Annotated in this window: 16 protein-coding genes; 13 read left to right on the top strand and 3 right to left on the bottom strand. The window is 70.0% G+C overall.

Going from position 1 to position 18,614, the window contains the following annotated elements; translation table 11 throughout:
* Positions 1 to 458: 458 nt before the first annotated feature.
* Together ABD093_RS10650 and ABD093_RS10645 are read left to right on the top strand one after the other, a co-directional pair.
* Positions 459 to 2,099 carry a sodium:solute symporter family protein gene (locus ABD093_RS10650; RefSeq protein WP_226849607.1) on the top strand — a complete coding sequence of 547 codons (1,641 nt, stop codon included), beginning with the start codon at positions 459 to 461 and terminating at the stop codon, positions 2,097 to 2,099.
* A gap of 58 nt (positions 2,100 to 2,157) precedes the next feature.
* On the top strand, positions 2,158 to 2,286 hold the full coding sequence (locus ABD093_RS10645) for a putative transporter small subunit (protein WP_226849570.1): 129 nt from the start codon (positions 2,158 to 2,160) through the stop codon (positions 2,284 to 2,286).
* 114 nt (positions 2,287 to 2,400) lie between these two features.
* Here ABD093_RS10645 and ABD093_RS10640 read toward each other — a convergent pair whose 3' ends face one another.
* A complete protein-coding gene (locus tag ABD093_RS10640; RefSeq protein WP_343924362.1) occupies positions 2,401 to 3,483 on the bottom strand; it encodes a Gfo/Idh/MocA family protein in 1,083 nt (360 codons plus the stop codon).
* Between the two features lie 257 nt (positions 3,484 to 3,740).
* Between ABD093_RS10640 and ABD093_RS10635 the strand changes: the two genes are divergently transcribed.
* Complete coding sequence (locus ABD093_RS10635) at positions 3,741 to 4,100, top strand: hypothetical protein (RefSeq protein WP_193115879.1); 360 nt, start codon at positions 3,741 to 3,743, stop codon at positions 4,098 to 4,100.
* A 136-nt stretch (positions 4,101 to 4,236) separates the two neighbouring features.
* Here ABD093_RS10635 and ABD093_RS10630 read toward each other — a convergent pair whose 3' ends face one another.
* Positions 4,237 to 5,172 (bottom strand): aldo/keto reductase, encoded by a 936-nt coding sequence (locus tag ABD093_RS10630; RefSeq protein WP_193115878.1) that lies wholly within the window; start codon positions 5,170 to 5,172, stop codon positions 4,237 to 4,239.
* Positions 5,173 to 5,334: 162 nt separating this feature from the next.
* On the opposite strand from ABD093_RS10630, the gene ABD093_RS10625 reads away from it, so the two are divergent.
* The 5 genes from ABD093_RS10625 (at position 5,335) to ABD093_RS10605 (ending at position 10,753) form a co-directional block, all read left to right on the top strand.
* Positions 5,335 to 6,594 (top strand): MFS transporter, encoded by a 1,260-nt coding sequence (locus tag ABD093_RS10625; RefSeq protein ID WP_343924359.1) that lies wholly within the window; start codon positions 5,335 to 5,337, stop codon positions 6,592 to 6,594.
* 162 nt (positions 6,595 to 6,756) lie between these two features.
* Entirely contained in the window at positions 6,757 to 7,206 is a 450-nt protein-coding gene (locus ABD093_RS10620; protein WP_193115876.1) for a DUF2871 domain-containing protein, read from the top strand.
* A gap of 344 nt (positions 7,207 to 7,550) precedes the next feature.
* Positions 7,551 to 8,543 (top strand): class II fructose-bisphosphatase, encoded by a 993-nt coding sequence (glpX, locus tag ABD093_RS10615; protein WP_193115875.1) that lies wholly within the window; start codon positions 7,551 to 7,553, stop codon positions 8,541 to 8,543.
* 199 nt (positions 8,544 to 8,742) lie between these two features.
* A complete protein-coding gene (locus ABD093_RS10610; RefSeq protein ID WP_343924356.1) occupies positions 8,743 to 9,432 on the top strand; it encodes an NUDIX hydrolase in 690 nt (229 codons plus the stop codon).
* 88 nt (positions 9,433 to 9,520) lie between these two features.
* Positions 9,521 to 10,753 (top strand): amidohydrolase, encoded by a 1,233-nt coding sequence (locus ABD093_RS10605; RefSeq protein WP_343924354.1) that lies wholly within the window; start codon positions 9,521 to 9,523, stop codon positions 10,751 to 10,753.
* Positions 10,754 to 10,789: 36 nt separating this feature from the next.
* Here ABD093_RS10605 and ABD093_RS10600 read toward each other — a convergent pair whose 3' ends face one another.
* Positions 10,790 to 11,803 (bottom strand): acetylxylan esterase, encoded by a 1,014-nt coding sequence (locus ABD093_RS10600; protein ID WP_343924352.1) that lies wholly within the window; start codon positions 11,801 to 11,803, stop codon positions 10,790 to 10,792.
* Between the two features lie 121 nt (positions 11,804 to 11,924).
* Between ABD093_RS10600 and ABD093_RS10595 the strand changes: the two genes are divergently transcribed.
* The 5 genes from ABD093_RS10595 to ABD093_RS10575 all read left to right on the top strand — a co-directional run bounded on the left by ABD093_RS10595 (position 11,925) and on the right by ABD093_RS10575 (position 18,538).
* Positions 11,925 to 13,235, top strand: coding sequence for an ABC transporter substrate-binding protein (locus tag ABD093_RS10595; RefSeq protein ID WP_343924350.1), 1,311 nt, complete (start codon positions 11,925 to 11,927; stop codon positions 13,233 to 13,235).
* A 1-nt stretch (position 13,236) separates the two neighbouring features.
* Positions 13,237 to 14,205 (top strand): carbohydrate ABC transporter permease, encoded by a 969-nt coding sequence (locus ABD093_RS10590; protein WP_343924348.1) that lies wholly within the window; start codon positions 13,237 to 13,239, stop codon positions 14,203 to 14,205.
* A complete protein-coding gene (locus tag ABD093_RS10585; protein WP_343924346.1) occupies positions 14,198 to 15,133 on the top strand; it encodes a carbohydrate ABC transporter permease in 936 nt (311 codons plus the stop codon). The genes ABD093_RS10590 and ABD093_RS10585 overlap by 8 nt, the downstream gene beginning before the upstream one ends.
* Before the next feature lie 233 nt (positions 15,134 to 15,366).
* On the top strand, positions 15,367 to 16,275 hold the full coding sequence (locus ABD093_RS10580; protein ID WP_343924344.1) for a MurR/RpiR family transcriptional regulator: 909 nt from the start codon (positions 15,367 to 15,369) through the stop codon (positions 16,273 to 16,275).
* A gap of 34 nt (positions 16,276 to 16,309) precedes the next feature.
* Positions 16,310 to 18,538, top strand: a complete 2,229-nt coding sequence (locus ABD093_RS10575; RefSeq protein WP_343924342.1) for an FAD-dependent oxidoreductase — start codon at positions 16,310 to 16,312, stop codon at positions 18,536 to 18,538.
* The last annotated feature ends 76 nt before the right edge of the window (positions 18,539 to 18,614 follow it).

Raw genomic sequence — 18,614 nt, 5'->3', positions numbered from 1 at the left:
GACGGTCATGTGATGCGGGACGCATGGTTGTCCGACAATCCTTTTGCTGGCCTGACCAGCGCAACGTGACATCCCAGTGACTTCTCAGGTGGCAGAGTGTGCATAAGTGTGCGACTCTTCCCAAGGTCCTATGTGTGGTTGTGACGTGCGGGATCGAGTCTTGTGAGAGCTCGGGTCCCGCCGCAGCCGTTGCGGTTCACATCCTCGGAGCAGATGCGTGGCATCGCCCGAGTCGATGTCGGACGGCCCCCACCACAGGGCTTGCTGCCGGTCTGCCCGACGTGGGGAACCACCCTGGACTCAACGCGCCCTGCGCGCGTCGCGGATGACCGGACGACTGAAAGACATGTCTGTCTGCGACGAAAGGAAGTCCTGTGCCACCTGAGTCACCGGGGGAGATCTCCCAGCTCGGCATCATCGGCGTGATCGTCCTCCTCCTGCTCTTCTACGGCGGCACGATGTGGATGTCCGTCGTCATCTCCCGCAAGAAGGAGAACGCCGACGACTACATGACCGCCGGCAACAAGATCGGCTTCGGCGTCTCCGCGGCGTCGATGACCGCGACCTGGATCTGGGCGTCCTCGATGTACGCCTCGGTCACCGCGGGCTACACCTACGGCGTCTCCGGCCCCATCCACTACGGGCTGTGGGGCGCCCTGATGATCCTGTTCATCTACCCCTTCGGCAAGCGGATCCGGAAGGTCGCGCCCAAGGCGCACACGCTGGCCGAGGTCATGTACGCCCGGCACGGCCGGTCCTCGCAGCTGATGCTGGCGGGCTCCAACGTGCTCGGCTCGGTCATCTCGCTGACCTCGAACTTCATCGCGGGCGGTGCGATCATCGCGATGCTCTCCCCGCTGAGCTTCGGCGCCGGCATCGTGATCATCGCCGCGGGCGTGCTGCTCTACACCCTGTGGTCCGGCTTCCGCGCCTCGGTGCTGACGGACTTCGCGCAGGTCCTGGCGATGCTCGGCGCGGCCGTCATCATCATCCCGGCGGTGTTCTTCGTCGTCGGCGGCCCGCAGATGTTCGCCGACGGCGTCGCCGCCGGCCACGTCACCCCGCAGCAGGAGAGCTTCTTCTCCTCGGATGCGTTCATGAACCAGGGTGCGCCCTACATCGCGGCCGTGCTCGCCTATGCGATCGGCAACCAGACCATCGCGCAGCGGCTCTTCGCCGTGCGCGAGGACCTCATCAAGCCCACCTTCATCACCGCGACCATCGGCTACGGCGCGACCGTGATCGGCATCGGCATGCTCGGCGTGATGGCCCTCTACCTGGGCGTCGAGCCCATGGGCGGGGACGTCAACAACCTGCTGCCGCAGATGGTCGGCACCTATCTGCCGGTGGGTCTCGTGGCCCTCGCCTTCATCATGATCATCGGCTCGCTGTCCTCCACCGCGGATTCCGACCTGTCGGCGCTGAGCTCGATCGTCATGACCGACATCTACGGCCAGTCCGTCGGGCGCACGAAGGTGAACCCGAAGCTCATGCTGCTGATCGGCCGGATCACGATGATCGTCGCGACCGCCGCGGCCCTGTTCTTCGCCACCGCGAAGTTCAACATCCTGGACCTGCTGGTGTTCGTCGGCGCCCTGTGGGGCTGCCTGGTGTTCCCGGTCATCGCCTCCTTCTACTGGAAGAAGGTCACCAACAAGGCGTTCACCGTCTCGGTCATCGTCGCGCTCGTGGTGTTCCTGCCGGTGCGCTTCACGCTCATCCCGCTGACCGGGGCCTGGGGGTTCGCCGTCGAGGCGCTCGCGATCCTCGGCGTCGGCGTGGTGCTGGGCATCATGGCGTTCGGCTTCTTCGGCCTGCGTCCCGCCCTGGTCATCGGCATCGTCTCGACCCTCGCGGTGCTGCCGTTCGGCTTCGGCTACCTGCGTGACTTCGAGACGCTGTCCGGCTCGCTCGTCGCCTACTCGGTCTCGTTCCTGGTCTGCTACCTGATGAGCGTCAGGTCCTCGCAGAACTTCGACTTCGCCGTGATCGGCACGATCACCGGCGACTTCGACGAGGAGGACGAGGCCTCTGATCAGCCCTCCGAGGCGGGCGGCACTCCGCCGGCCGACGAGATCTCCGCACCTGCCGGACGCTGACCGACCACCCGCGCGGCGGGGCCGCTCGCCCTGCCGCACCCTGAGAGAGGAGAGCGCTATGACTGCTCTGCTGACCGTCTACCTGCTCATGTGGCCCGTGCTGGTGCTCGGCGTCCTGATCACGATCGTCCGCGGCTTCGCCAAGGACGTCAAGGAAGCCCGCGCTGAGGGGCGCCAGATCATCTGAACTCGCCTCACCGCGCAGCACAGCGCCCGTCGGCCCCGGAGAGGGCCGACGGGCGCTGTGCGTCTGCGTGCGTGCGCTGCGACGGCGGCGACGGTGCGGGGGGAGGGCGCGGGCTCAGTTCCCGACGCCGCTGTTGGTGTAGGCGTCCTTGAGGATCTGCAGCGACCCCATGGCCTCGGCGGGGCCGATCCAGAACGGTTCGGGGGCATCGAGGCTCGCGTAGAAGTCGCGGATCAGCTCTTCATGGGAGACGCCCCAGTAGGACCGCCCGCCGGCGGAGGCGACCTTGTCGGAGAAGGTGTCCACACGGCCGTCGGCCCAGCGCACGGTCAGGCCGCCGCCGCGTCCCGAACGCACCTCGAGGTAGGCGTTCTCGGTCTCGACCTCGAGCTCCACGGGCCGGGCGATGGGCGCCGTGAGCGTCGCGTAGAACGTGGTGGTGATGCCGGAGGCATGGTGCAGCACGAGATCCGCGGTGTCCTCGACCTCGACGACCCCCGCGAACTTCTTCTGCGAGACCAGGCCCTCGGTGCGCTCGACCGGGCCGAGCAGCCACTGCACGAGGTCCAGGGTGTGGATCGCCTGATTGATGAGCAGCCCGCCGCCGGCGTTCTCCCAGCGCCCGCGCCACGGCTTCGCGGCGTAGTAGTCCGCGGTGCGGCTCCACACCACCGAGGCCCATGCGCCGCGCACCTCGCCGAGCTCACCGCTGCCCAGCAGGCGGGCGAGCTCCTGGCTGGCGCGGTTGTAGCGGTTCTGGAAGCAGATGCCGATCGTGGGCGCGCCCTGGCCGCCGTCGGCCCGAGCGGCGGTGACGGTGCCTCCAGCGCTCGCGGTGCCCTCGGCGGAGACGGCTCCGAGCGCCTCCACCAGGCGCGTGCCCTCCGCCAGGGTGTGGGCGAGCGGCTTCTCCTGCAGCACGTGCACGCCGCGCTCGAGTGCGGCGAGCGAGGGGCCGACGTGCTGGTCGTGCGGGGTCGTCACGTGCACGGCGTCCGGTCCCAGCGCATCGATCAGCTCGTCGACGCTCGCGAAGGTGGGCAGGCCGGTCGCGGCCTCGGCGCGCTCGCGCGCTGCAGGGTCGACGTCTGCGATGCCGACGAGCTCCAGGCCGTCGATCGCCTCGATCGCCCCGACGTGGACCACGGACACATCGCCGTATCCGACCAGTCCGATACGCCTGTCGCGCTGAGCCATGAGCTGTGCCTCCTCGCCGCTCCGATGCGGCACGTGGGTGGGAATCTGCGTCCCATCCTGGTCTGTTCCGGCCGGTGGCGGTAGGGGTTGCCGCGCGGTGCCCGGTGGGCTGCCCGGCTGGCCGTGTCGATGGGGAGTCCTGCCCGAGGACCCCTCCCCATCGACGGTTCCGAGAGGTCAGGCGAGGATCAGGGGGAACGACGAGCCGAGGTGGTGCTCGTCCCCCTGCCGACCACCGACGACGACGAGGACTTCCCATGACCGCGAACGAATCGCAGCCCCTGCTCCCGGAGCCGACCACGAAGCTCAGGGACATACCCAGGGCCACCTATATCGGACTGGTCATCGGAGCGCTCGGCTTCGTCATCTCCCTGTCCTCCACGACGAGCTCCACGGTCAACGGGGTCCAGACCGCCTGCTCCTACCAGGACTACGGTGCGATGATCGCGGCCGCACTCTGCCTCGTGTGCGCCGTCGCCGGCATCGTCCAGCGTCGGAAGCATCCATATCAGTACCCCGTCCAGCAGTGGATCGTGTACGTGCTCGCCGGGGTGCTGACCGTGCTCGCCGTGGTCCACGCTCTGCGCGGCTTCGCCGTGATCGGCGGGCCGTGCTGAGCGCGGAGGCTCGGGGCGAGAGCTCCTGAGACGGAGCTGAGGCGACGGGACCCTGCACAGTGCAGGGTTCCGTCGCCTCAGCTCCGTCTGCTGGTCGTGGCCGGTCAGGCGGCGACTGGTCGGGCCGTGGCGCGGATCAGGGGACGATCCAGCCGGCGGCGCGGAACAGCTCGTACCACTCGGGCCGGGTCAGCGGGATCTCGGAACCGGCGGCGGAATCCGTGACGCGCTCCGGCGTGGTGGTGCCGAGGACGACCTGCATCTGCGCCGGGTGACGGGTGATCCAGGCGGTCGCGATCGCCTCGGGGGCGACGTCGTACTTCGCGGCGAGGCGGTCGATGACCGCGTTGAGCTCCGCGTGCTCCGGATTCCCCAGGAACACGCCGTCGAAGAACCCGGCCTGGAACGGCGACCAGGCCTGCACGGTGATGTCGTGCAGGCGGCAGTAGTCCAGGATCCCGCCGCCGTCGCGCACGATCGCCTGATCGGTGCCCTGCATGTTCGCCGAGACGCCCTGCGCGATGAACGTGGAGTGCGTGATCGACAGCTGCAGCTGGTTGGCGACGATCGGCTGGTTCAGGTGCTTGGCGAGCAGATCGATCTGGCGCGGGGTGTGGTTGGAGACGCCGAAGCTGCGCACCTTGCCGCTCGCGTGCAGCTCGTCGAAGGCGCGGGCGACCTCCTCGGGCTCGACCAGCGCGTCGGGACGGTGCAGCAGGAGGATGTCGATGTAGTCGGTCTGCAGCGCCTTCAGCGACCCCTCGACGGACTCGATCAGATGCTCGTAGGAGTAGTCGAAGTAGGGACCGGAGGGCACGATGCCGGCCTTGGTCTGGAGCGTGACCTGCTCCCGCTCGGAGGAGCTGAGCTGCATCGCCTCGGCGAAGCGGGCCTCGCACTGGTGCAGCTCGCTGCCGTAGACGTCGGCGTGATCGAGGAAGTCGATGCCCGCCTCGCGGGCGGTGCGCACCAGGGTGCGGATCTCGTCGTCGGACTTCTCGGAGATGCGCATCAGCCCGAGCACCACGTTGGGTGCGGAGATATCGGTGTGCGGCATGGCGATGTGCTTCATGGGGTGACCTCACGGGGCAGGGGACCGGCGGCGTCGCCAGGGGCAGCGGCGCCGGGGAGAGCCTATGCCCGTCGGTCGCGGCTGCGCACGCCACGTCGTGAGCGTTCCCGACCCGCGGGATGCAGGTGCGCCGGGGTGGGCCTTCTCCCTAGGATCGACACGGTGACCACGCCCTTCCCCACCTCCCACGTCCCGCCCGCTCCCCGGCGCGCGAAGGCGGGTGCGCGGATCACGCTGACGCTCGCCTCGCTCGCGATGCTCGGCCCCTTCACCATCGACACCGTGTTCCCCGCCTTCACCCGGATCGGGGCGGAGTTCGGCGGGGACGAGGTCGCCCTGCAGCAGCTGGTCTCGGCCTACCTCGCCGCGTTCGCGGTGATGTCGATCTTCCACGGCCCGCTCTCGGACGCCCTGGGTCGCAAGAAGGTCATGATCGGTGGCCTCGTCATCTACCTGATCGGCATGTTCGGCTGCGTGCTCGCGCCGAGCATGGGCACCTTGATCCTGCTGCGCGTGCTGCAGGGGATGAGCGCCGGCGCCGCCACGATCGTCTCCCGCGTGGTCATCCGCGACATGTTCTCGGGATCCGAGGCGCAGCGCCTGATGGCCCAGGTCATGATGATCTTCTCGGTCGCGCCCGCGGTCGCCCCGATCTTCGGGGGCTGGCTCCTGCTGCTGGGGGACTGGCGGTGGGTGTTCGCCGGGGTCGGCGTCTACGCGCTGCTCGTCCTGGTCCTCACCGTGCGGCTGCCCGAGACGCTCCCGCCCGAGGCCCGCACCCCGTTGCGCGTCCGCTCGCTGCTGGGGTCCCTCGCGCATGTGGGCCGTTCGCCGGTGATGCTGCGGGTCGCGGCGGCCTCCGCCTTCGGCTTCGCCTCCCAGTTCCTGTTCATCGCCGGCGCCTCGATCGTCGTGGTGCGGCTGCTGGGGCTCGGCGAGAGGGACTTCTGGGTGCTGTTCATCCCACTGATCATCGGCATGCTCTCCGGCGCCTGGGTGGTGGGCCGCGTCGCCGACCTCATGGACCGCAGCAGGCTGATCACCTTCGGGTTCGTCGGCACCGTCGTGACCACCGTCGTGAACCTGGTGCTGGTCTCCTTCGCGCCGGAGTTCACCGGGGGCCTGAGCTGGGGTCTGCTGCTCGCCGTCATCGGGCCGATGCTCATCGCGTTCACGGTCGCCCTGCTGTTCGCGCCGATCCAGCTCGAGGTGCTGGACCTGTTCCCGCACGAGCGGGGTGCCGCCGCCTCGCTGGGCACCTTCTTCGGCCTGGTCCTCAACGCCCTGCTCGCCGGGCTGATCGCACCGCTGGTCACCACGGGCCTCGTGGCGCTCGGGCTCACGTCCCTCATCTTCGCCCTGCTCGGCGGCGGGTTCTGGGTCTGGCACCTCCGGGTCGTCCGTCGGCCGGTCGCCGCCTGACAGCACGACCCTCGGCGCGCGGCCCGTCGGCCGTTGCCCGTTGCCCGTTGCTCGTTACTCGTCGCCTGGCGACCTTCGTCATTCGATGCGTGGCCCGGGCCACCACGACGATCAATCCTTCGGTTGATCCCCAGGTCACGCCCGGATTCTAGAGTCGAAGACATGAACAAGCTCCTCAACACCGCGTTCGCATACATCATCCTCGGCCTCGCCTCCGGACTCTTCTACCGGGAGTTCACCAAGGCCACCGACAACCTCGGCACCCATACCCAGCTCAACACCCTCCATACCCACCTGCTCGTCCTGGGCATGGTCATGTTCCTCGTGGTCCTCGCCCTGGATGCGGTGTTCTCCCTGAGCGGTCGCCGCTCCTTCTCGGTCTTCTACTGGACCTACAACATCGGCCTCGTGGTGACCGTGGCGATGCAGGCCGTGCGCGGGTTCCTCACCCTCGACGGCCAGGACCCCGCCACCACCAGCGCCGCCATCCCCGGCATCGCGGGCCTGGGGCACATGCTCCTGACCGTCGGACTCGTGGCCCTGTTCGTCGCCGTGCGCGCCGGCATCAAGGACCGCACCGCAGCCCTCGAGAAGACCGCCGCCACCGTCTGACCTCTCCACAACACAAGCCCGTGGCTCGTTCCGGTCATCCCGGGTCCGCGACTCGGCTGCTGCGTACCCACTGGCGCCATGTGTGCAGGCTCCGCCCTCTACGGCGAACCTGCACACATGGCGCCAGTGGATGCGTCGCCGTGAGCGCCACAGTGCCACAGGGGCATAGGGCGTTCCAGGGCATGACCACAGGTCCTGCACAGAGCATTCATCCGCAGTCCTCCCGGCGTCGACCGTGCGCCGGGTAGAGTCCGAAGCACCCGCACGGCATCGCCCGACCCGTCACGATCGGGCACCCGGATGCGCGGGATGGATCGACCCCGACGACGACGACGGAGGCCTTCATGACCAGCACTGCCAGCACCCCCACCGCCCCGGACCGCAACCTCGCCCTCGAACTGGTCCGCGTGACCGAGGCGGCCGCCATCGCCGGCGCCCGCTGGGTGGGCGCGGGGGACAAGAACCGAGCCGACGGCGCGGCCGTCGATGCCATGCGCACCTTCATGGACACCGTGCGGATGAACGGCACCGTCGTGATCGGCGAGGGCGAGAAGGACGAAGCGCCCATGCTGTTCAACGGCGAGAGCGTCGGCGACGGCACCGGTCCCGACGTGGACGTCGCGGTCGACCCGATCGACGGCACCCGGCTCACCGCACTCGGCTACAACAACGCGCTCGCCGTGTTCGCCGTCGCCGAGAAGGGCAGCATGTACGACCCCTCCGCCGTGTTCTACATGGAGAAGATGGTGGTGGGCCCCGAGGCCGCCGACTACGTCGACCTGCGCCTGCCGGTCGCGCAGAACATCACCCTGGTCGCGAAGGCTCTGAACAAGCCGGTCAGCCAGGTCACCGTGTGCGTGCTCGAGCGGCCGCGCCACGAGCCCCTGGTGCAGGAGATCCGCGACGCCGGCGCACGCGTCAAATTCATCATGGACGGCGACGTCGCCGGAGCGATCGCGGCCGCGCGCGGCGCCGGGGTGGACATGCTGCTGGGCACCGGCGGGACCCCCGAGGGGATCATCGCCGCCTGCGCCGTGAAGGCCACCGGCGGGATGCTCCAGGGCCGGCTCGCCCCGATCGACGACGCCGAGCGGCAGAAGGCGATCGATGCCGGGCATGACCTGGACCGGGTGCTCACCACATCGGACCTGGTCACCACCGACAACTGCTACTTCGCGGCCACCGGCATCACCGACGGCGACCTGCTGAAGGGCGTGCGTTTCCAGCAGGACCGCCTGATCACGGAGTCGATCGTGATGCGGGCCCAGTCCGGCACCGTGCGCATCGTCGAGGCGGAGCACCGTGTCGAGAAGTGGGACCGCTGGCTCTCGGAGTGAGCGAGGCCCGTCCAGCGGCCCCGTGGCGCAACGACCAGGGCGGGGCCCGCTGACCAGGGCGGGGACCGCTGACCAGGGCGGGGACCGCTGACCAGGGCAGCGCCCGCTGGCTCGGGCCGTGTGACGGCGGCTGAGATCATTCTGTGACACGCACTGCAGTAGCAGTCAACCTGACCATAACCACCCCTAAGGTGACCGTATGGCCTCCCCTGTTGAAGACATCCGCGTCGCCGTCGACCTCATCGTCCTGACCCTGCGGGCAGACGCCCTCAACGTCCTGCTGGTCCAGCGCGAGGACGACCCCCACCGGGGCGCCTGGGCGCTCCCAGGCGGTTTCATCGAGCTCGAGGAGGACCTCGACGACGCCGCCTACCGGGTGCTCGCCGACGAGGCCTCGCTGGGCAGCAGCGCCGTGCACCTCGAGCAGGTCCGCACCTTCGGCACCCCGCACCGCGACCCCCGCGCCCGCGTCATCTCGGTGGCCTTCATGGCCCTCGGCGCCGATCTGCCGGACCCCGAGCGCGGCGACGACGTGGCCGACGCCCGCTGGTGGCCCATCGCCGAGCTGGCCGACATCGACCTGGCCTTCGACCACGCCGAGGTGCTCGAGTGCTCCATCGAGCGCGCCCGCGCCAAGCTCGAGTACACGACGCTCGCGGTGACCTTCCTGCCCGAGGAGTTCACCATCTCCCAGCTGCGCGGGGTCTACGAGCACGTGTGGGGCACGACCCTGGACGCCGGCAACTTCCATCGCAAGGCCACCCGCACCGAGGGCTTCCTGGCCGAGCTCGACAGGCACGCCGCCCCCACAGGCGGCCGCCCCGCCCGCCTGTACTCCGCGGGCCCCGGCACCTCCCTGGTGCCGCCCCTGCTGCGCGCGGGGGAGTGAGCCGGCGGCGGGCCGCGATCGCCTCCGGGTGATCGCTCCGGGGTGATCACTCGGGGATCGACGCCGCAGACCATGGCAGGATCGACCCGTGACCCTCGACGCCGCCCTCACGCACCCCGACCCGCGCAAGACCGCGATCGCCGCCGCCTTCGCGGCCCGCCGGGAGGACGTGCTCACCGTCGCGCGGGCGATCCACGCCGACCCAGAGACCGCCTTCACCGAGCAGCGCGCGCACGACCGCTGCGCAGACCTGCTCGAGGGCGCCGGGTTCGCCGTCGAGCGCGGCATCGCGGAGCTGCCCACCGCCTTCCGCGCCACCCTCGGCACCGGCTCCCTCGTCGCAGCGCTGTGCGTGGAGTACGACGCCCTGCCGGAGATCGGCCACGGCTGCGGGCACAACCTCATCGCCGGCGCCTCGCTCGGCGCGGCCCTCGCCCTGGCCGACGTCGTCGACCAGCTGGACGTGACGCTCCTGGTCATCGGCACGCCAGCCGAGGAGCACGGCGGCGGCAAGCAGCTGCTGATCGACCGCGGCGTGTTCGACGGCGTGCACCTCGCGCTCATGTCCCACCCCACCCCGCACACGGACACCTATGACGTGCTGGGCTCCACGAGCCAGGCCGTCGGCCGCTGGCGCGCCACCTTCACGGGCCGCGGGGCGCACGCCGCCGCGAACCCGACCGACGGGATCAATGCGAACGACGCCGCCGTGGTCGCCCAGGTCGCGGCCGGCCTGCTGCGCCAGCGGGTGAAGGACGGCCAGCGCCTGGCCCTGGTGCCCCAGCAGGGCGGGGTCACGAACATCGTGCCGGAGACCGCCGTGGTCGATTTCGAGTGCCGGGCGCTGACGATGCCCGAGTTCGAGCAGCTGCGCACCCAGCTCATCGCCTGCTTCGAGGCCGGCGCGGTCGCCACCGGATGCACGCTGGAGATCGAGGCCTCCGAGCCCACCTACGAACCGCTCCAGCAGGACGAGGTGCTCGGCATCTCCTGGAACGAGGCGATGGCCGCCCTGGGGCGCCCGCTCGCCGGATCGCTCGGCGTCATGGCCGCCTCCACCGACATGGGCAATGTGTCCCAGCGGGTCCCTGGCCTGCATCCCTTCGTCGGCATCACCGGCGCGGGCGGCGCCCTGCACACCCGCGAGTTCGCCGCGCACGCCGCGAGCGAGGAGGGCTACCTCCTCCTGGACGACTGTGCGGTCGCGATGGCCTGGGTGATCCAGGACGTCGCCACCAGCCACACCCGGCGCCCCCTCGTGCTCGAGCGGGCGGCCCAGCTGGCAGAAGAGCACCGGGGGCGTGGCGCTGCCTCGGCCTGACGTCCCCGGACTTCGCACGGCCCGATCAGAGCCGGGTCAGCGCCTCTCGGCCAGCCCCTCGAGGAACTCCAGCTGGCGGCGCCTGTGCTGCCACTGACCGTGCTCATGCCCGTCGAACGGATAGCTGCGCAGGCTCTTCCGAGCTCCCGCGTAGGCCTCGTAGGCGACCAGCACGCCAGCCGGCGGGCACACCGGGTCCAGCATGCCGACCGCGAACAGGGCGGGGGCCTGCGCACGGGAGGCGAAGTGCACTCCGTCGAAGAACGACAGCGTGTGCAGAACGGCCTCCTCGTCTCCGCGCCTGGTGCGCAGGTAGTCACGGATCTGGGTGAACGGTCCGTCCGCGGCGGTCTGGACCGAGCGGGGGATGTCGCACAGCAGCGGCACCTCGACGAGCGCGCCCGCGATGCCGTCGCTCAGCGCCGCGGCGGCCAGGGCGGTGACGCCGCCCTGGCTCCCGCCCGAGACGACGAGCGGCCCGGCCCCGTGCCCCTGACGTGCACGCACGGCATCGACCGCGCACACGGCATCGGTGAACAGGCGGCGGTAGTAGTACGTCTCCGGCTGCTGGATCCCTGAGGTCATGCGGCCGACGATCTGCGGCCCGCTGCCCACGGGGTCCGGGGTATCGCCCGCCGAAGCGGGCCCGGTCTGCCCGCGGTTGTCCATCACGAACGTGGACCAGCTGGCGCTCGGCAGCAGCGTCCACTGCTCGGGGATCCCGCGGCCGGTGTTGTTGCCCAGGAACTGGATCACGGTCCCGCGCGATGCGCCGTGCGCGGGGGTCAGCATCCACCCCTTCACGGGATGTCCGTCGAACCCTGCGACGGTTACGTCCTCGACGTCGATGGTGCGCAGCGGCGACTCCACCGGGTCGAAGCGGGCTGCGTCGCGGCCCGCGTGCTCGACGAGAGTGGTCCGCCAGAACGCGTCGAATCCCTCCGGGCCGGTGCTGAGGGGGCTCGTGCCGGCGGGGCCGGTGCCGACGGGGCGGCCCGGACGGTGGGGAGGTGCCGGGGAGTCGCCCGTCGGCTCGGTCGGTGTCGCCATCGCCCCACGATAGATCTGCACAGAATGTGCATCAAGGGTTGACGTCGTTGAACTACAGTGCAAAAGTTGTGCACCGCCCCAGGATCTCGACCCACGCACCGCCGCGTCGGAAGGTTGTCGCATGCTCCCTGCATCCGGACTCTCCCTGAGCCGCCGGCAGTTCGCCGGCGCGATGGGCGCCGCGGCCGGCACGGCAGCCGTCGCCGGGTGCTCGTCCGGCTCGTCGAAGGACATGGACACCCTCCAGGTCTGGGGAGGCATCCCCGCCGAGAGCGGCCCGCAGGCCGTGATCGACCGCTTCCAGGAGGAGCACCCGGGCACCCACGTCACCTACACGCGATACGTCAACGACGATCGCGGGAACCTCACGGTGAACACCGCTCTGCAGGGCGGCGTCGACATCGACGTCTTCTTCACCTACGGCGTCCCGAACCTCACCATGCGCACGAACTCCGGCCTGGCCGCGGACGTCGGCGATCTCGTCCGCGCCACTCCCGAGCTGGAGATCTTCCTGGACACCGAGGACCCCAAGGCCCTCATCGACGGCGACCAGATCACCGCGCTCGCGACGACGCGGATCCCGCAGATGGTGCTGTTCAACGAGGACCTCCGGGAGAGCGCAGGGATCGAGCTGCCCACGCAGTGGACCGTCGAGGAGTACCTCGAGATCATCCGCGCGCTCGCCGACGACGGGAAGTACGGCACCTATGTGCTGCCGGACCTCGCCCGCATCGAGCTCGGCCCCAATTACCGGTTCACCGACAGCGGGGACTCCAACTTCTCCCACCCCGCCTTCCTGGAGCATTTCGAGCTGGCCGCGGAGCTGATCCGCGATGGCGTGCTCTATCCCTGGTCGCAGGCGCTGGCCCGGCAGCTCGAGGCGTATCAGCAGAACAACTTCATCGCCCAAGACTTCGGGCTGTGGACCACGGCTCCCTACTCGCTGCGGTTCCTCACCGACCAGGAGGAGTACCCCCACGACTTCAAGGTCGCCTGCGCGCCCGTGCCGACCCTGGACGGCAACGACTGGAACACCGGCGAGTACGGGGCCTTCATCCAGATCAACTCCAAGAGCCCCAAGCAGGAGCTGGCCTGGGAGTTCTGCAAGTTCTGGCTGCTGGAGAGCGCGCAGGACGTGGTCAAGGCCGGGTACATCTCCCTGCTGGGCGACGTGGGGGACGACGAGCTCCTGGACGGGATCCTCGGGGAGGGCGCCGAGGAGTTCTTCGACGTCGACTCCTTCCGCCGCACCCTGTTCGAGGACCAGCCGCGCATGCACCTGGACACCGAGTTGACCGCGTACACGGAGATCACGCAGAAGTACGAGCAGCAGCGCGACGTGTGCTGGCTCCTCGAGCGGTCACCGCAGCAGGCCATCGAGAACGTCGACACCAATGCCCAGGCGCTCATCGACCGGTTCGAGGGGGACTGACATGGCGATCGTCGACACCAGGATCGATGCGGCCGACGGGCCCGCCGCCGCAGCGGGCGGGCGACGCCGGCGACCCACGGGCCGCGCGCCCTCGGAGCCGAAGGCGTACGTGGGATGGCTCTTCATCGCCCCGAACCTGCTGGGGGTGCTGGCCTTCACCTTCGTGCCCCTGATCTCGGTGGTGCTGCTCTCCTTCACCCGCTGGAACCTCGTCTCGGGGTTCGGTGGCATCGAGTTCGTGGGCCTGGACAACTTCCTCGCGGTGTTCCAGGACCCCACCTTCTGGCGCAGCCTCGTGACCACGATCGTGTACGCCGGGGTCGCCGTGCCGCTGACCCTCGTCGTCGGCCTGGCGCTCGCGCTCGCCCTGAACCGGGACATCCCGGCGCGGGGCCTGCTGCGCGCCGCCTTCTTCGTCCCGTACATCGTGAACATCGTGGCGATCGGCATGACCTGGCAGATGCTGCTGGATCCTGAGGCAGGCCTGGTCAACCAGGTGCTCGGGGTGTTCGGGGCGGAGAACCTGCCGCAGTGGTTCGCGTCCTCGAACTGGGCGCTGCCCGCACTGATCCTGGTGACGATCTGGTCCCAGGCCGGCTACGCGAACCTCATCTACCTCTCGGCGCTGCAGGACGCCCCCACCCAGCTGTACGAGGCGGCCCGCATCGACGGGGCCGGGCGCTGGGCGTCGTTCCGGGCGATCACCTGGCCGTCCCTGCTGCCCACCACGGTGTTCCTGCTGGTCACGCTGTTCGTCGGGATCTCGCAGACCTTCGGCATGATCGCCCTGATCACCAACGGCGGCCCCGGGGACTCCACGACCACGCTGTCGTTCTACATGTACCAGACCAGTTTCCAGTTCTACCGGTTCGGCTATGCCTCCGCCGTGGGCCTGGTGACCTTCATCGGCATCTTCGCCATCATGCTCCTGATGTGGCGAGCCCAGCGAGGAAGGGCGCTCCATGACTGACTCGACGGCGACCACGACGACCACGCCCACCGGCGGTGGGCCGGGCCGCGGCCACGGCACCGGGGCAGGCGCCGACATGGCGAAGCGGCAGGCGCTGCGCACGCGCCGGGACCGCGTGCGCCGCTGGTCCTGGGGCATCCCGATGTGGATCCTCGCCCTGCTGTTCCTGCTGCCCTTCGCCTGGATGATCTCCACCTCGCTGAAGCCGGATGTGGAGGCCTTCAGGATCCCGATGCAGTGGATCCCGGACCAGCCGCGCTGGGAGAACTACACGGAGGTGCTGTTCGGGGAGAGCTCGATCCTCATCCCCTTCGGGAACTCGGTGTTCGTCGCGGCGCTGCGCGTGCTCGGCGAGCTGACCACCGCGACCCTGGCCGGCTACGCCTTCGCCAAGCTCCGCTTCCCCGGCCGCGGCAAGGTGTTCATCGCCTATCTCGCCACGTCGCTGATCCCGGCCCAGCTGCTGCTGGTGCCGCGCTTCGTGTACTTCGAGAAGCTCAGCCTGTACGACACCCTGTGGGCGCTGATCCTGCCGGGCATGTTCACGGTGCTGGGGACCTTCCTCATGCGCCAGTACTTCATCTCCCAGCCGGACGAGTTCGCGGAGGCCGCACGGCTCGACGGCGCGAACGAGTTCCAGATCTTTGTCCGGATCTACCTGCCCAATGCGATGTCGATGATCAGCGCACTGGCGATCCTCACGTTCGTCTGGTCCTGGAACGACTACGAGACCCCGCTGGTGTTCCTCTCCACCCCGGAGAACTACACCCTGCCCATGGGGCTGACCAGCTTCACCGATGAGAACGGGGCGATGGCGGCAGGCCTGTCGATGGCGGCGTCGGTCATCTCGATCGTCCCGATCCTGCTGGTGTTCCTGATCTTCCAGCGCCGGTTCGTGCGCGCCATGACCGAGAGCGCGCTGAAGTAGCAGGCGTGCTGAGGGAGCAGCCCTGTGCCGTCCTCGCCGAGCACACTGGGGGAGGGCCGTCGGCCACGACCGCTCCGGATCCTCCGTCGGCGGCCGGTCCGACGATCCGGCCCGATGTCCCTGCCCGACGACCCAGCTCGTCGGCCCTGCCCGACGACCCGGCCCGACGGCCCTGCCCCACGACCAGGCCCGTCGACCTCCTGCCTCCCGCGACTGCACAAGGACCACTGCCCATGAGTACCACCCCTGACCCCGCCGCCTCCCCGTCGGCGCTGCAGCGCCTCCGGGAGGAGCTGCCGCAGCTCAACCCCGGCAACCGGCGGATCGCCGAGGCGATCCTCGCCGATCCCCTTGCCGCGGGCGACTCCTCGATCACCGCGCTCGCGGAGTCCGCGGAGACCTTCCCCGGCGCGGTCTCCCGCTTCGCCCGCAAGCTCGGGTATGCGGGCTTCCCGGCTCTCCGCGCGGCGATCGCCCTCGACAACGGCCGGGCGGCGCAGTCAGGCTGGGAGCGCGACATCGGCACGGCGATCACGCCCGCCGATTCCCCCGGGGACGTCCTGGACATCCTCGCCGGGACCGCGGCCCGCGCGCTCCGCGACGCCGCCGCCGTGATCGACCAGGCCCAGGTCGAACGCGCGGCCGACGCCATCACCGCGGCCGAGCGCGTCCACCTGCACGGCGAATGGGGCGACTCCATCGCTGTGCGCGAGCTCTACCTGCGGCTCCAGCGGATCGGCGTCGCCGTCTGGTGCCATGAGTCCGGGCCGCGCACCCTCGATCTCGTCTCCCGCACCTTCACCGAGCGGGACGTCGTCCTGGTGCTCAACCGCTCCGGGAAGGACAGGACCGCGCTCGAGCTGCTCCGGAGCGCCGAACGCGCCGGGGCGACCACGATCGCGGTGCACGGCGTCCCCGGCTCCGCCCTCGAGCAGGCGGCCGACATCCCGCTCTACACCGGCATCCGCAACGGAACGGTATGGACACAGCACTTCGCGGGCCGCGCGAGCGACACCCTGCTCACCAGCATGCTCTGGCTGCTCGTCGCGCAGCGGCGCTCGGCCGACCCCACCATGCGCTTCGTGGACGACGGGACCCTGCAGCCGCACACCCCCGCCGCTCCCCATCGCGACCACAGCTGACGACCCCACCACCCCACCTGCTGGAAGGAACCCCATGCTCACCGAATCCGTCACCACCGACATCGTCGTGGTGGGAGGAGGCCTCGCCGGAGTTTGCGCCGCGATCGGAGCCGCCCGGCAGGGCAGCCGCGTCGCCCTCATCCAGAACCGGCCCGTGCTCGGCGGGAACTCCTCGAGCGAGGTGCGGGTGTGGGTCTGCGGTGCCACGGCACACGGCATCCACCTTTTCGCCCGCGAGACCGGGATCATGGGCGAGCTGTACGTCGAGAACCAGTTCCGCAACCCCGACGGCAACCCCTACTACTGGGACCTGCTGCTGCTGGAGAAGGTGCGCGCCGAGCCCGGCATCGAGCTGTTCCTCAACACCGATGTCACCGAGGTCGAGGCCGACGGGCCCGAGGACGCCCGGGTGATCCGGTCCGTCACCGGATGGATGAGCGGTTCCGAACGGCGGATCACCGTCACCGGTGCGTCGGTGATCGACTGCAGCGGGGACGGACTGGTCGGGCACCTCGCCGGCGCGGAGGTCATGCGGGGGAGCGAGCCGCGGGAGCAGTTCCAGGAGTCCTGGGCGCCCGAGCAGGCGGGGGAGGACATGCTCGGCTCGACGATCCTCTTCTACACCAAGGACGTCGGGCATCCGCAGAAGTTCGTCGCCCCTCCCTTCGCGATCGACATCGCGCAGACCGCGATCCCGCAGAACCGGGTGATCCGCCAGACGATGAGCGGCTGCGACTTCTGGTGGATCGAATGGGGCGGCCACCTCGACGTCGTCCACGACAACGAGCGGATCCGCGACGAGCTGCAGGCCGTCTGCTACGGGCTGTGGGACCACATCAAGAACTCCGGGCAGTACGACGCGGACACGCTCAGCCTCGAATGGGTGGGGGCCGTGCCGGGCAAGCGCGAATACCGGCGCTTCGTCGGCGATCACGTCCTCACCCAGCACGACGTGCTCGGGCAGACGGAGTTCGAGGATCGGGTCGCCTTCGGCGGCTGGTCGATCGACCTCCACCCCGTGGGCGGGGTGTACGCGAGCGAGAAGGGGTCGCGGCACTGGCACCCCGACGGGAACTATCACATCCCGCTGCGCTCGCTCTTCTCGCACAACGTCTCCAACCTGTGGATGGCCGGGCGCGACATCAGCGCCAGCCACGTCGCCTTCGGCAGCACCCGGGTGATGGCCACCTGCGCCATCCTCGGCGAGGCCGCCGGCATCGGCGCCGCGGTCGCCGGCCGCCTCGAGGTGAGCCCCCGCGACCTCGCCGCCGACCATGTGCCCGAGCTGCACCGGGCGATGGTGCGGGCCGACGCCTCGCTGCTGGGCGTCGTCGACGACGACCCGGCGAACCTGGCGCTCGGCGCCGCGGTGAGCGCGTCCTCCTCGAAGACGGTGCTCGGCTCGACGCGGAGCATCGGGCGGTTCACCCTGGATCACGACCTCGCCCTCGTGCTGCCGGTGGACCCGGAGCTCGGCGTGGTGGAGATCCTGGTCGACGCCGCCGAGGGCACCGAGCTGCACGTCGAGCTGCACAGCGTGGGCAGACCGCAGAACTATCTGCCGGCCGCCCGCGAGCGCAGCGTCGTGGTCCCCGTCCCGCAGGGGCGCTCCTGGGCGCGGGCGGATCTGGGGTGGGAGCCGGGCGAGGCGCAGAACGCCGTCGTGGTCCTGCGGCGGAACCCGCAGCTCGAGGTCCATCAGGCCGATCGGGTCGAGCCCGGCACCGTCACGATGCGGCACCGGGACCTGCCGGCGGATGAGGCGACCCCCGAGCAGTGGCGGTACTGGAAGGAGACCCTGCACGGGCACGGCATCTGCTTCCGCGCGACGTCCCCCACCCGCGTCTTCGACCCCGAGCAGGCGGTCGGCGGCTACGCACGGCCCTACGGCGGCCCCGCGATGTGGGTCTCGGCCGACGCCGCCGAGGACCCGCAGCCCTGGCTGCAGCTGGACTGGCCGGCCGCGCAGGAGATCACCACGGTCGACCTCGTGCTCGATGACGATGTCAACGAGGACCTCATCAACCTCCACCATCACCGCACCCCGGACGACACGATGCCGACCCTGGTGCACACCGCCCGCGTGGAGGCGCGTGTGGATGGGCAGTGGCAGGAGATCGCCCGGATGGAGGAGAACCGCGAACGCCATCGGACGTTCCCGCTCGCCCGCCCGGTGCGCACCGACTCCGTGCGCGTCGTGGTCGACGAGATGAACGGGGCTCCGACCGCGCGCATCGTCTCGCTGCGGGTCTACGGGGACTGAGGGCCGGCGGCGCAGGCCGGGAGGTGAGGGTCGGGGAACGAGGAGTGAGGAGCGCGGAGTGGAAGAGCGGGGAGTG

Origin of the sequence: Brachybacterium tyrofermentans (genome assembly GCF_039526165.1) — a bacterium.
In the GTDB taxonomy this organism is placed as follows: Bacteria; Actinomycetota; Actinomycetes; order Actinomycetales; family Dermabacteraceae; genus Brachybacterium; species Brachybacterium tyrofermentans.
Note: the sequence above shows the minus strand (reverse complement) of the source record. Positions and strands in the feature narration are given on the sequence as shown.